The organism is Arthrobacter sp. MYb224, from assembly GCF_002975455.1.
Lineage (GTDB): Bacteria > Actinomycetota > Actinomycetes > Actinomycetales > Micrococcaceae > Glutamicibacter.
This window is the reverse complement of sequence record NZ_PCPU01000001.1, coordinates 456687-470597: the sequence shown is the minus strand read 5'-3', so window position 1 is coordinate 470597 and position 13911 is coordinate 456687. Positions and strand designations below refer to the sequence as shown.

Annotated in this window: 14 protein-coding genes; 11 read left to right on the top strand and 3 right to left on the bottom strand. The window is 61.1% G+C overall.

Translation table 11 applies throughout. The annotated features are described in order from the left end of the window. Positions 1-63 precede the first annotated feature (63 nt). The 11 genes from CQ017_RS02280 to secG all read left to right on the top strand — a co-directional run bounded on the left by CQ017_RS02280 (position 64) and on the right by secG (position 10553). Positions 64-762 carry an HAD hydrolase-like protein gene (locus CQ017_RS02280; protein ID WP_258133478.1) on the top strand — a complete coding sequence of 233 codons (699 nt, stop codon included), beginning with the start codon at positions 64-66 and terminating at the stop codon, positions 760-762. Further along, positions 762-1433 (top strand): 1-acyl-sn-glycerol-3-phosphate acyltransferase, encoded by a 672-nt coding sequence (locus CQ017_RS02275; protein ID WP_105552313.1) that lies wholly within the window; start codon positions 762-764, stop codon positions 1431-1433. Before CQ017_RS02280 ends, CQ017_RS02275 begins: the two co-directional genes overlap by 1 nt. Positions 1434-1435: 2 nt before the next feature. Continuing rightward, positions 1436-3373: an excinuclease ABC subunit UvrC gene (gene uvrC / locus CQ017_RS02270; RefSeq protein WP_105552312.1), complete on the top strand. Its 1938-nt coding sequence runs from the start codon at positions 1436-1438 to the stop codon at positions 3371-3373. Between the two features lie 9 nt (positions 3374-3382). After that, positions 3383-4276, top strand: a complete 894-nt coding sequence (gene rapZ, locus CQ017_RS02265) for an RNase adapter RapZ (protein ID WP_096285160.1) — start codon at positions 3383-3385, stop codon at positions 4274-4276. A gap of 6 nt (positions 4277-4282) precedes the next feature. Then, on the top strand, positions 4283-5308 hold the full coding sequence (yvcK, locus tag CQ017_RS02260; protein WP_105552311.1) for a uridine diphosphate-N-acetylglucosamine-binding protein YvcK: 1026 nt from the start codon (positions 4283-4285) through the stop codon (positions 5306-5308). Between the two features lie 27 nt (positions 5309-5335). Beyond that, complete coding sequence (gene whiA / locus CQ017_RS02255; protein ID WP_105552310.1) at positions 5336-6316, top strand: DNA-binding protein WhiA; 981 nt, start codon at positions 5336-5338, stop codon at positions 6314-6316. A gap of 63 nt (positions 6317-6379) precedes the next feature. Next, positions 6380-7009: a superoxide dismutase gene (locus CQ017_RS02250; RefSeq protein ID WP_105552309.1), complete on the top strand. Its 630-nt coding sequence runs from the start codon at positions 6380-6382 to the stop codon at positions 7007-7009. Between the two features lie 199 nt (positions 7010-7208). Next, positions 7209-8216, top strand: coding sequence for a type I glyceraldehyde-3-phosphate dehydrogenase (gene gap, locus CQ017_RS02245; RefSeq protein ID WP_096285152.1), 1008 nt, complete (start codon positions 7209-7211; stop codon positions 8214-8216). A gap of 16 nt (positions 8217-8232) precedes the next feature. Further along, complete coding sequence (locus CQ017_RS02240) at positions 8233-9459, top strand: phosphoglycerate kinase (protein ID WP_105552308.1); 1227 nt, start codon at positions 8233-8235, stop codon at positions 9457-9459. A 4-nt stretch (positions 9460-9463) separates the two neighbouring features. Next, the gene (gene tpiA / locus CQ017_RS02235; protein ID WP_105552307.1) at positions 9464-10279 is read left to right on the top strand and encodes a triose-phosphate isomerase; all 816 of its coding nucleotides are present in this window, start codon (positions 9464-9466) and stop codon (positions 10277-10279) included. Positions 10280-10301: 22 nt separating this feature from the next. After that, positions 10302-10553 carry a preprotein translocase subunit SecG gene (gene secG / locus CQ017_RS02230; RefSeq protein WP_096285146.1) on the top strand — a complete coding sequence of 84 codons (252 nt, stop codon included), beginning with the start codon at positions 10302-10304 and terminating at the stop codon, positions 10551-10553. A gap of 72 nt (positions 10554-10625) precedes the next feature. Here secG and CQ017_RS02225 read toward each other — a convergent pair whose 3' ends face one another. From CQ017_RS02225 to CQ017_RS02215, 3 genes are all read right to left on the bottom strand, one after another. Next, on the bottom strand, positions 10626-11321 hold the full coding sequence (locus CQ017_RS02225; protein ID WP_219843897.1) for a TrkA family potassium uptake protein: 696 nt from the start codon (positions 11319-11321) through the stop codon (positions 10626-10628). Beyond that, on the bottom strand, positions 11314-12681 hold the full coding sequence (locus CQ017_RS02220; RefSeq protein WP_105552306.1) for a TrkH family potassium uptake protein: 1368 nt from the start codon (positions 12679-12681) through the stop codon (positions 11314-11316). Before CQ017_RS02220 ends, CQ017_RS02225 begins: the two co-directional genes overlap by 8 nt. Positions 12682-12893: 212 nt before the next feature. After that, positions 12894-13874, bottom strand: coding sequence for an FAD-dependent oxidoreductase (locus CQ017_RS02215; protein ID WP_105552305.1), 981 nt, complete (start codon positions 13872-13874; stop codon positions 12894-12896). Positions 13875-13911: the final 37 nt, after the last annotated feature.

Below are 13911 nucleotides of genomic sequence, written 5' to 3'. Positions count from 1 at the left end.
TATGCGTTTTCAGTTATGGATTCCTAACGTGAGTCCGCTTCATGGGATGATGTCTAAGTGAATATGTCGGTAACAAGCGTGCTCTTTGATCTGGACGGGACTCTCGTGGACCCCGCAGGTTCCATTACTTCCGGAATTCGTCATGCCCTCGTGGCGCATGATGTCACCGATCCCGGAGAGGAAGCCGTCGAGGCGTTGGTGGGTCCACCGCTGCAAATCGGTCTGCGCACCCTGGACGGTGTCACCGACGAGAATATCGATCAGATCATCGCCGCATACCGTGCCAGGTACGCGGCGGTGGGCATGGCCGCCTCGCGGGTTTACCCGGGACTGCGCGAACTGTTGGCTGCGCTCCGCGCGGCCGGAATCTACGTGGCAGTGACGACGGCCAAGCCGGAGCCCATTGCACGGGACCTGATCGCCAAGCAGGGGCTGGATTCCGCGCTGGACGCCATCTTCGGCAACGCCTCGGAGCACGGATCCTTGGGTTCGAGCAAGACGCATATCGTCCGGGCCGCGCTCCAGGCGGGCGAGCTGGATCCGGCACGCACCGTGGTCGTCGGCGATCGCTACTACGACCTGGATGCGGCGCGTGAAAACTCGGTGGCATCGATTGGTGTCAGCTGGGGTTTTGCGCTTCCCAACGAGTTGGACGCGGCAGACCACCTGGCCGATAGCGTGCCTGAGCTCGCCGTCCTATTGCTGGGTGAAGAACGTGCTGCGGCGCTCAACGGACAGCCGATGCAGGAGGGCCTGAACTAATGAGCCTCTACACCATGACCCGCTCCTCGATCCGCGGCATGCTGCACACCCTGTGCCGTCCGGAGATTACCGGGGTCCACAACGTTCCCAAGGAAGGCGGCTTCATCGTCGCCTCCAACCACTTGTCGTTCCTCGACTCGATTATCGTGCAGGCGTTGACCCCACGCGATGTCGCGTTCTTCGCCAAGGCCGAATACTTCACCACCCCCGGCCTCAAAGGCAAAGCCATGAAGACCTTTTTCGAATCCGTAGGGTCCATCCCGGTGCAGCGCGGTGAGCAGGCGGCCTCCGTGGCGGCCCTGGACTCGCTGGTGGAGATCATCGAAAACGGAAGCGGCATCGGAATCTACCCGGAGGGCACCCGGTCACGCGACGGCAAGCTCTACCGTGGCCGGACCGGAGTGGGCTGGCTGGCCCTGACCACGGGTGTCCCGGTGATCCCGGTGGGACTGATCGGCACCGAGAAGCTGCAGCCGGCCGACACCAAGGGCATTCGCCCGACGAAGTTCTCCATTCACTACGGGGAGCCGCTGTACTTTGACCAGCTGGGCCGCAAGCATCCGCTGCCCGAACGCCGCCGCGCGACGGACCGGATCGTTGACGCGATCGCCGAGCTGAGCGGTCAGGAACGTGTGGACTCGTACAACCAGTTGCCACCGGACGCGAAGTAGCCATGGCAGATCCAGCCAGCTACCGTCCGAAATCATCGGATATCCCCACTAAACCGGGTGTCTACCGCTTCCGCGACGAGCACGGCCGGGTCATCTATGTGGGCAAGGCCCGTGTCCTGCGCAATCGTTTGGCCTCATATTTCATCAACCCGGAACGCCTGACCGCTAAAACCCGCACGATGGTGTTCTCCGCGGCCAGCGTCGAATGGACAACCGTCGGATCCGAGCTGGAGGCGCTTCAGCTCGAGTACACCTGGATCAAGGAATACACCCCGAGATTCAATATTGTCTTCCGCGACGATAAGACCTATCCGTACCTGGCCATCACGATGGACGAACAATTCCCGCGCGCCCTGGTCATGCGCGGGGACAAGCGCAAGGGCGTGAAGTATTTCGGCCCGTTTTATCCGGCCAAGGCGATCCGCGAAACTCTCGATACGCTTTTGCGCGTCTTCCCGGTACGCACCTGTGCGCCAGGGGTCTTCAAGCGTGCCGAAGCCTCGGGCCGCCCGTGCTTGCTGGGGTATATCGATAAATGCTCCGCGCCTTGCGTCGGTCGGATCTCTCCAGAAGACCACCGAGCCCTGGCCGATGACCTGTGTACCTTCATGGGTGGCGAAGCAGGGAAGTTCACCCGCGAGCTGACCGCGCAGATGCAGGCTGCCGTCGCCAATCTTGAATACGAACAAGCAGCCCGCTACCGTGACGACATCGCCGCCCTGAACAGGGTTTTCGAGCGCAATGCGGTGGTGCTTGCCGAGAGCACCGAAGCGGATATCTTCGGCATTCATGCCGATGAGCTTGAAGCCGCGGTGCAGGTCTTCCACGTGCGCGACGGCCGTATCCGCTCGCAACGCGGATGGGTGGTCGAAAAGGTCGCCGACCTGACGGACGCTGAATTCGTCGAGCAGCTGCTCACCCAGGTTTATGCCGATCATGCCGACCGGATCCCGCGTGAAGTTCTGGTGCCCACCTTGCCCGATGACATTGAAGATGTCACCACCTGGCTGACCGAACTGCGTGGCTCGAAGGTTTCCCTGCGCGTTGCGCAGCGTGGTGACAAGGCGGCGCTGGCCTCAACCGTGGTGGAGAACGCCGAGCAGGCGCTGCGCCTGCACAAGTCCAAACGTGCCGGTGATATTTCGACCCGTTCGGCCGCGATGCAGGAACTGCAAGAAGCGCTCGGTGCCGAAACCGCCCTGTTGCGCATCGAATGTTACGACGCGTCGCATACGCAGGGGACCAACGTTGTCGCCTCGATGGTGGTTTTCGAGGACGGGCTGCCCAAGAAGAGCGAATACCGAAAATTCTCGATTACCGGTGATGCCGCGCGTGATGACACCGCGAGCATGTACGACGTGATCCACCGACGCTTTAGCCGGTACCTGAAGGAAAAAATCGACCCGGACACTTTCAGCACCGGCGAGGTTGAGCCCGGAACCAGCGAAGTGAAGAAATTTGCTTACCCGCCGTCCTTGGTGATCGTCGACGGTGGCCCGCCGCAGGTGGCCGCGGCTCAAAAAGCCCTCGATGACTTGGGGATTGATGATATTCCCGTCGTTGGCTTGGCGAAGCGGCTCGAAGAGCTTTGGCTGCCGGAGGACCCATTCCCGGTGATCTTGCCGCGTGCTTCGGCGGCGTTGTACCTGGTGCAGCGCCTGCGCGATGAGGCACACCGCTTTGCCATTACCTTCCACCGCGCCAAGCGTTCGAAGTCGATGATTTCCTCGGATTTGGATGCCGTTCCGGGCTTAGGCAAATCGAAACAGGAAGCGCTCCGTAAGCACTTTGGATCGATGAAAAAGATCCGGGCCGCGTCCTTGGAGCAGCTCATGGAGGTCTCTGGAGTCGGGGAAAAGCTTGCGACTTCCATCAAAGAATCCTTGGAAGATACTTCACGTGCGGGTGTGAACATGACTGCCGGTGAAATTCTCGACTAGCCTTGAGGTATGACCACCGAGTATGAAGCTGTAAAACCTCCGGAATCCGAACTCGTGATCGTCACCGGCATGTCAGGCGCCGGTCGAACCACGGTGGCCCACGCACTCGAAGACCTTGGCTGGTATGTGGTGGAGAACCTGCCGCCATCCATGCTGGGTATGCTCACCGAGCTGATGAGCCGTTCCCAAGGAACCATTCCACGATTGGCAGTGGTCATGGATGTGCGCTCCAAAGATCTCTTTCCAGAGATTCGTGAATCTCTGGCGCTGCTCACCAGCGGCGGGGTGAAGTACCGCCTGGTCTACTTGGACGCCAGCGATGAGGTCCTGGTCCGGCGCTTCGAACAGGGTCGCCGTCCGCACCCGTTGCAGGGCGACGGGCGGATCGTCGACGGCATCAAGCGAGAGCGGGACGTGACTGGACCGTTGCGTGAAGCCGCTGAACTCATTCTGGACTCCTCATCCATGTCGGTGCATGACCTGGCGCGTTCGGCGAATGAGCTATTTGCCGAATCGGGTCCGATCATTTTGCGGATCAACGTTATGAGCTTCGGGTTCAAATACGGCCTGCCCACCGACGCCAACTACGTGGCCGACGTGCGCTTCATTCCGAACCCGCACTGGGTTCCGGAATTGCGTCCGCAAACCGGCAAGGACAAGGAAGTCTCGGACTACGTCCTGCGTCAGCCGGGGACCAATGAATTTATCGAAAACTACCTTAAGGCACTGGAGCCAGTGTTCGAGGGGTATCGGCGAGAGAATAAGCACTACGCGACGATTGCCGTTGGCTGCACCGGCGGCAAGCACCGCTCCGTGGCAACGACCATTGAATTGGGGCGCCGACTGGCGCAGCTGCCCAATGTGCGAGTGAATATCACGCACCGTGATTTAGGCCGGGAGTAGTCTTCGATGGCATTCGCAACGGGACCAATCCCGATTCAGGGTCTTACCCGGCCCGATGATATGCGCAACCCCTCGGTGGTTGCGTTGGGTGGTGGGCATGGCCTGTCTGCCTCGCTTTCGGCGCTCCGCCGGCTCACCACGGAACTGACCGCCGTGGTGACCGTGGCCGATGACGGTGGAAGTTCCGGAAGGCTGCGCGGTTCCTTCGATGTGCTTCCCCCGGGGGACCTGCGCATGGCGCTGGCCGCCTTATGTGACGATAATGACTGGGGCCGCACCTGGCGCGATGTCATGCAGCACCGGTTCCAATCGGATGAGCATCCAGAAGAGCCGCTGAACGGCCATGCGGTGGGCAACCTGCTGATTCTCGCGCTCTGGGAATTGCTTGATAGCCCGGTAGCTGGACTGCGCTGGGCCGGCGCGTTGCTGGGCGCACGTGGCCAGGTGCTGCCCATGAGCACCGTTCCGCTGTCGATCCATGGTGAAGTTCTTGAAGCGGACGAAGTCACCGATACCCTGATCAAGCGTCGCATAGATGGCCAGGCGCAGTTGGCCGCGGCGGGTGGCGGGGGACTGGTCTCCAAGGTGTATTTGGAACCTGACGGAGCTCCGGCCTGCCCCGAGGCGTTGGACGCGATCGAATTGGCCGACTGGATCATTCTGGGTCCAGGGTCGTGGTACACCTCGGTGCTTCCGCACTTGTTGCTGCCCGATATGCGTCAAGCCATCGCAGATACCACGGCGAAAAAACTGTTGACCATGAATCTATCCGTCGATACTGCCGAGACCTCCGGAATGGATGCCGCCGCGCATCTAGAGGTTTTGGGACGTTACGCCCCGAACGTTCAATTCGACGCGATTATCGCTGATGAATCGCGGGTTCGTAACAAGGAGAGATTTGAGCTGGCAGCGCAAAAACTCGGGGCACGTGTCTTCTTTAGTAGAGTAGGTGTATCTGACGGTCGTGCCGAGCACGACCCGTTGCGCTTAGCGGCGGCCTATCATGAGGTGTTTACCGCAATAGGATCCTAATCGGATCTATGTAAGGGAGTTTGATTCATGGCATTGACGGCTTCCGTCAAAGACGAGCTGTCGCGGGTTGAGATTCGCAAGCCATCGGTGCGCAAAGCCGAGGTTTCGACCATGCTCCGCTTCAGCGGCGGACTGCATATTGTCTCCGGGCGAATAGTAATCGAGGCTGAGGTTGACTTAGCTGCGACCGCTCGCAGGCTCAAGGTCGCCATTGGCGAGCTCTACGGACACGACGCGGAGATTGTCATGGTCTCCGGTTCCGGCATCCGTAAGGGCAGCCGATACATCGTGCGCGTCGCTAAGGACGGCGAAGTTTTGGCACGCCAAACCGGGCTTCTCGACCAACGTGGACGGCCGGTACGTGGTCTGCCCTCGGTCATCGTCAACGGTTCCACGGCCGACGCCGAAGCGGTGTGGCGTGGCGCGTTCTTGTCCCACGGTTCACTAACCGAACCGGGTCGCAGTTCGGCACTTGAAATTACCTGTCCCGGCCCAGAGGCCGCACTCGCCCTGGTCGGTGCGGCTCGACGCCTGGACCTGACCGTCAAGGCGCGTGAGGTACGCGGGGTGGACCGAGTGGTGATTCGCGATGGCGATGCCATCGCCCAACTCCTGACACGCATGGGCGCACACGACGCACTGATGGTGTGGGAAGAACGCCGCATGCGCAAAGAAGTCCGCGCCACCGCAAATCGGCTGGCGAACTTCGACGATGCGAACCTGCGCCGCAGCGCGCAAGCTGCTGTGGCTGCCGGTGCACGCGTGGAGCGCGCACTGGAGATTCTTGGCGACGAGGTGCCTGAGCACCTGCGTTACGCCGGGGTGCTTCGCCTGGAGCACAAGCAAGCGTCGCTGGATGAATTGGGCCGCATGGCCGAACCTCCAATGACCAAGGACGCGATTGCCGGCCGGATCCGCAGGCTCTTAGCTATGGCGGATAAAAAAGCTGGTGATCTGGGAATACCTGGTACCGAGTCCAGTGTTCCAGTAGATGAACTGGAACAGTAAAAAAGTGTCCCCGCGGCAGACCTTCCGCGGAGATTCAACCAATTGAGAAGATTGAGGAGAATCATGGCTGTCTATTCACTGCCAGAACTGCAGTATGACTACGCTGCACTGGAGCCGAACATCTCGGCTCGCATCATGGAGCTGCACCACTCGAAGCACCACGCAACCTACGTTGCAGGCGCTAACTCGGCGTTGGAGCAGCTGGCAGAAGCCCGCGAAAAGGGCGAATTCGGCAACATCCCGAAGCTTTCGAAGGACCTGGCGTTCCACTTGGGTGGACACACCAACCACTCGATCTTCTGGAACAACCTCTCACCAGAGGGTGGCGACAAGCCAGTAGGCGAGTTGGCAGCGGCCATCGACGAGTTCTTCGGCTCCTTCGACGGATTCCGCGGTCACTTCACCGCTTCGGCCATGAGCCTGCAGGGCTCGGGCTGGGCAATTCTGGCCTACGAGCCGCTAGGTGGCCAGCTGGTCATCGAGCAGCTGTACGATCAGCAGGGCAACGTCCCAGTGGGAACCATCCCGCTGCTGATGCTGGACATGTGGGAGCACGCCTTCTACCTGGACTACGTCAACGTCAAGGCTGACTACGTCAAGGCCTTCTGGAACATCGTGAACTGGGCCGACGTCCAGGCTCGCTTCGAAGCCGCTCGCACTGGCGCTGCTTCGCTGGTGGTTCCAGGTAAGTAATTATTGCCGAATTAACCTTCTGGTAATTCAGCTCACATTCTCCGCGAATTTCGCGTAGGATGTATCAGGTGTGTTGCAGACCTCGTGTTTCACGAGGTCTGCAACTCACGACACAACGGAGTGTCCTCTTAGATAAGCAGGCCACTTCCGTGAAAAGCACGGCAGTGGCGCAATCATCCCATTTAGAGGAGATAGCCACATGACTACTCGTGTTGGAATCAATGGTTTCGGTCGTATCGGACGCAACTTCCTGCGTGCCACTCTGGCGCACAAGGCAGACATCGAAATCGTTGCAGTCAACGACCTCGGTTCCATCGATGCACTGGCTCACCTGGTGAAGTTCGATAGCGTTCTGGGCCCAGTCGGCGAAGCGGTATCCGTAGATGGCGACACCATCGTCGTCGGAGAGCGCCGCATCAAGGTGCTCTCGGAGCGCGACCCGGCAAACCTGCCATGGGGCGAATTGAACGTCGACGTTGTCATCGAATCGACCGGATTCTTCACCAAGGCTGCCGACGCTGGCAAGCACATCACCGCCGGTGCAAAGAAAGTCATCATCTCGGCTCCGGCCAGCGATGAAGACATCACCATCGTGATGGGCGCCAACCACGACAAGTACGATCCAGCCACGCACAACATCATCTCGAACGCATCGTGCACCACTAACTGCCTGGCCCCAATGGCCAAGGTTCTGAACGATGAATTCGGCATTGTCGACGGCCTGATGACCACCATCCACGCATACACCGCCGACCAGCGCCTGCAGGATGCACCGCACAGCGACCCGCGCCGTGCCCGCGCCGCAGCGCTGAACCTGATCCCGACCTCCACCGGTGCCGCTAAGGCCATCGGCGTGGTGCTTCCGGAATTGAAGGGCAAGCTTAACGGTTACGCAATGCGCGTACCGGTACCAACCGGCTCGGCCACCGACCTGACCGTCAACCTGGCTCGCACCGCGACCGTTGAAGAAATCAACGCCGCCTTCGAAAAGGCTGCCACCGAAGGCAAGCTGGCCGACTACCTCGAGTACTCGACCGATCCGCTGGTTTCCTCCGACATTGTGACGAACAAGCACTCCGCCATTTTCGACTCCGGCCTGACCTCCGTGATTGGCAACACCGTCAAGGTTGTGGCTTGGTACGACAACGAGTGGGGCTACTCCTCGCGACTTGTTGACCTTGTTGAATTCGTGGGATCAAGCCTCTAGTCGATAACCTAGAGACATGTCTTCTCACACTCTCGACGAATTACTCGCTGACGGTGTCCGCGGGCGGTACGTTTTGGTCCGAAGCGACCTGAACGTACCGCTCGACGGGGCGACCGTAACCGATGACGGACGCGTGCGCGCGTCCCTTCCGGTCATCACCAAACTGACCGAGGCTGGCGCCAAGGTCATCGTGATGGCACACCTGGGTCGCCCTAAGGGCCAGGTCGATTCGAAGTACTCCATCGAGCCTGCCGCTCGCCGCTTGAACGAACTTGCAGACTTCGATGTCACCGTGGCAACGGACGTAGTAGGAGCTTCGGCTCGCGAATCCGCCGCCGCGTTGGCCGAGGGTGCGGTGCTGGTCCTCGAGAACGTGCGCTTCGACGCCCGCGAGACCTCCAAGGCCGACGCCGAGCGTGAAGAATTCGCCACGGCGCTGGCCGCACTGACCGGTGACAACGGCGCCTACGTCAACGATGCCTTCGGTGCGGTGCACCGCAAGCATGCCTCGGTATTCGACATCGCAGCCTTGCTGCCAAGCTACCAGGGCGACCTGGTGGCAACCGAGGTCAAGGTCCTCAAGACCCTGACCGAAGCGCCAAAGCGTCCCTACGTGGTCGTACTGGGCGGGTCGAAGGTTTCGGACAAGCTCGCGGTCATCGACAACCTGCTAGGCAAGGCCGATCAGCTGCTGATCGGTGGCGGCATGGCATTCACCTTCCTCAAGGCCCAGGGATACGCCATCGGCGGCTCGCTGCTTGAAGAAGACCAGATCTCGGTCTGCCAGGAATACCTGGCCCGCGCCGAAAAGCTCGGTTGCGACATCATCGTTCCATCGGACGTCGTCGTTGCCAGCAAGTTCGGGGCAGACGCCGAGCACGAGGTGCTTGCCGCCGACAAGATCGAAGAAGCCAGCTTCGGCTCGAACGGACTCGGCCTCGATATCGGACCGAAGTCCGCCGAACTGTTCGCAAGCTACATCACGAGCGCAAACACCGTGTTCTGGAATGGCCCAATGGGCGTCTTCGAGATCCCGGCCTTCGCCGAGGGCACCCGCACGGTGGCCCAGGCATTGGCAGGTTCCGAGGCGTTTAGCGTCGTAGGCGGTGGCGACTCAGCCGCCGCGGTACGTGCCCTGGGCTTCTCGGAGGACGACTTCGGCCACATCTCCACCGGTGGCGGAGCGTCGCTCGAATACCTTGAAGGCAAGACCCTGCCGGGTGTTGCCGCTTTGGAAGGCTAAATTTATGACGATGTCGAATAACGGCGCCTACGTGCGCCAGCCGCTGATTGCGGGCAACTGGAAGATGAACATGGACCACGTCCAGGGCATCACCCTGGTGCAGAAGCTCGCGTGGACGCTGAAGGATGCGCAGCACGATTACGACCGTGCCGAGGTTGCGGTGTTCCCACCGTTCACCGACATCCGCGGTGTGCAGACCCTGACCCTGGGCGACAAGCTGGACGTCGTCTACGGGGCACAGGACCTGTCCGCACAGGACTCGGGAGCCTATACCGGGGAGATCTCCGGCCAGTTCCTGAATAAGCTTGGCTGCAGCTACGTGCTGGTCGGCCACTCGGAGCGCCGCGAGTACCACAACGAGTCCAACGCCGTGATTGCCGCGAAGCTTGCCGCCGCGTACCGCCACGAGCTGACCCCGGTGCTTTGCGTCGGCGAAGGCCTTGAGGTACGCCAGGCGAACGAGCATGTTGCTTACACGCTGAACCAGCTTGCCGAGTCCCTGGAAGGCGTCACCGCCGAACAGGCCGAAACGCTGGTCATCGCCTATGAGCCGGTGTGGGCTATCGGAACCGGCGAGGTGGCGGGCCCGGCCGATGCGCAGGAGCTGTGCGCCGCGATTCGCGGAGCATTGGTCGAGCGCTTCGGCGAGGAGATTGCGCAGAAGGCGCGCCTGCTCTATGGCGGAAGCGTCAAGGCCGCAAATGCCGCGCAGATCATGCGTGAACGCGATGTTGATGGCCTGCTGGTCGGCGGTGCTAGTTTGGATGCCGAAGAGTTTGCTAATATTGTTAGGTTCGAGCACCATCTCGTCACCGACTGAATCTAATTAAGGAACCGTCGACTTGGATATCATCAAGATCATTCTGCAGGTACTGCTGGGTATCACCAGTGTCCTGCTCACCCTATTGATCCTTCTCCATAAGGGTCGAGGCGGCGGTATGTCCGACATGTTCGGTGGCGGCATGACCAGCTCGATGGGTTCGTCCGGTGTTGCCGAGCGCAACCTGAATCGCATCACCATTGTTCTTGGTCTGGTCTGGGGCGCGGTCATTATCGGCCTAGCCCTGGTCATGCGCTTCAGCATCGAGTCATAGCAGACAACTAGGAAAGGGGACCCACGACAGTGGGTCCCCTTTCCTAGTTAAGCCTGGATTCGCTTTTGCCGCCTAGCGCAGCTGGCCGAAGCGATCGGTGTCCGCGGTGGATCCAAGCACCAGCACGCGGTCCCCTTCGACCAGCACCGTGTCCGCATCGGTATTCTGCCAAACGCCGGACGCATTGGCTTTCGCGGCGATGGTGACCCGGTACTTCTTCCGGACCCCCATCTCGCTCAACCGCATCCCATGCAGGCTAGCCGGTGCGGTCATCTTCACCAGGGCGTAGCCCGGGTCGACCTCCACGTAATCCATGATCGAGCCGCGCACCAGATGCGCTACGCGCCGGCCCATATCCTTTTCGGGGTAGACAATGTGGTGCACCCCAAGTTGTTCGAGGATCAGCCCGTGCCGGTCATCCTGAGCCTTCGCCCAAATCAATGGAATGTTCATGCTGACCAGCAGCGAGCAGCACAGGATGGAGGACTGCAGATGGCTGCCTACGGCGACCACTACGCGGTCAAAGTCGTGAATTGAAAGCTGCTCGAGCACCTCGCGGCGTGCGGCGTCCGCCCGCACCACCTGGGTCAGCTCACCGTTCAACGCCTGGACATTATCCTCGTTCAAGTCGATGCCCAGCACATGGGTGCCCGATTTCATCAATTCCATGGCGAGCGAAGCGCCAAAGCGCCCCAAGCCAATCACCGCGACCGAGTCCGCGGCGGCAATGTTCTTCGAATCTGAGCGGAAATTCAGTAGCTTACCCAATTGCGGGCCTTTCTTTTGGGAGTTCGTAGAGGGCCTTGCGGTCGCGCAAGGCGAGGGCCGAGCCGAGCGAGAGCACTCCGACGCGCCCTAAGTACATGAGCGCGATCAGAATGGTTTTGCCGGCATCGGGCAGGTCGGGGGTGATGCCGGTGGACAGGCCAACGGTGGCGAAGGCCGAGGTCGCCTCGAAGAGGCAACGATCCAGCGAATACGGCGTCAGCAGCAACAATCCCATGGTGCCCGAGAAGACCGCGGCGGTGCCCAAGAGCGTGACCGTCAGCGCTTGGCGATGAATGGACCGCGAAAGCCGTTTGCCCAGCACATTGACGGCCGTTTCGCCGCGCAGCTCGGTGAGGATGATAAATAGCAGCACCGCCGCGGTGGTGACCTTGATGCCACCGGCGGTGCCGGCCGGGCCGGCGCCGATGAACATGAGTACATCCATGCCGAGCCACGAGGCCGGGTGCATGGCACCGATATCGATGGAGTTGAACCCGGCGGTACGAGTTTGCACCGAGTGGAAAAAGCCGGCAAGCACGCGTGCCGCCGGGTCCAAGGTGCCAAGGGTTTCCGGATTGTTCCACTCCATGGCGGTGATGAACACCGTACCGCCGAGCAACAGCAGGGCGGTCATGAGCAGCACGAGTCGGGTGTTCATGCTCCATTTGAGCGTGTTGCGTCCGTAGCGGCGCAGCTGAACGAGTACCGGGAAGCCGAGTCCGCCGAGGATGATCGCGAAGCTGACCGGCAAGCTGATCCAGGGGTCGTCCACGAAACCCATGAGGCTGTCCGAATAGAGCGCGAATCCTGCGTTGTTGAACGCGGACACCGCATGGAACACCGCGTGCCACAGGGCCGAGGGGGCATCGTAGTCGTAGCCCAACCAGAAGCGCAGGGCCAGTGGCACCGCGGTGATGGCTTCGAGGAACAGGGAGAAGAGCAGAATGGTTTTCGTGGCTGTGCGGACGTCCTGTCCGCTCAGGGCCTTGCTTTCGCGCTGGGAGGACTGCCGGGTGAGCAGCCCGATCTTGCCCATGAGCAGCATGCTCAGCAGGGAGGCGACAAGCATGATGCCCAACCCGCCGAGCTGGATGAGCGCCAAGATGATGATCTTGCCGAAGAGCGTGTAGTGGGTTGCGGTGTCCACCACGGTCAGGCCCGTGACGCAGACCGCCGAGGTGGCGGTGAAGAGCGCGTCGATCAGTGGGGTGAATTTTCCATCGGTGTGTGCCCACGGTGTGGCGAGCAGCAAGCCACCGATCAGGATAGCGCCCAGAAACCCCAGGGCGACGAGTTGCGCTGGCCGGGCCAGGGAATTGTGGCGAGGGCTCACTTGGAGTCCGGACTTCTTTGCGAGCATGATTTCACATTGGTCGTAGTGACGCCGTGCGGAAGCGCGAGCGCGTGTAACGAATGAAATACTACGCCTGTCTTCAAGGTATTAATCCGTGATATGCATCTCATCGAATCGGGCCGCCCGGTGCGTCGACGATCGGGATTAAAGCGTTGATCCCCGAAGTCAAACCGCATAATCGGGATTTGCCTTCGAGGATCTTCGGGGAACGCGAGCGGCTAGTGGCTTTCGCCGACCAGCTCGACGACGCGCTGCGCGGTGCCCCACGACAGGGTGACTCCCGCGCCGCCATGGCCGTAGGCGGCGATGACCGGAATCCGGTGTCCCGTAACGTGTTCGAGGCGGATGGCATCGCGCGCCGGGCGAAGTCCCACCTTGTGCTCCAGGACCTCCAGCCCTTCGAGTTCTGGCACCAGCTCGGTGGCGCGGCGCAGAATTGCCGCCGCGGTCTCCGGCTCGACGTCGCGGTTCCAATCATGCGCCGTGTCGGTGCCGCCGACAATGATGTCCTCGCGCCGGGGAATGATGTAGCTGACCCCGCCGGGGTAGTCGTCGTCGCACAGCCAGTCGGTGAGCTTTTTCGTGTTGGCCAGGCGTACCACCTGGCCGCGGATCGGGTAGACGGAATCATCATCGCCCAATAGCTGTCCGCCGCGCAGCCCGCCGGCGATGACCGCAAGATCTGCGCTGCCATTAAGCTCGGTTAGTTCCTTGACCGTAGCGTGGATGAAAACCACCCCGAGCGCTTCGACCTCAGTGCGCAGCCACGAAAGGTAGGTAGTCATGGTGATGATCGGGAGGCGCGCGTAGACTCCGGCGTGGGCACCTTCGGGCAGCTCTGCCTTTGGCGCTTCGATTGTCTTCGCAACGATTCTGGTCCAGGAGCGGTCGGCCCCGGGCAGGTGATCCACGTTTAGACCCGAACGCAGGTCCACTCCGGTTTCGGGGATGGACGCCAGTTCTTCGAACCGCGCCAGCGAGCGTGCCAGCAGCAGATCCGCGGCGGGGGAGTTCTCCGAGTGGTAGGGGAACCAGATGGCGGCGGCCACGGCGGAGACGGTCTGCCATGGTTCTTGATCCGAGATGACGGTGACGCGGTGGCCGGCGCGGGCCAGCTCGTGGGCGGTGGACAGCCCGATCACTCCGGCGCCGATCACCGTGATGCGCTGAGCCTCTGCCGGCTGTTGCTGCGCGGTCATGTCTAGGGTCCTTTCAAATCACCAAGACCGGTGCCGC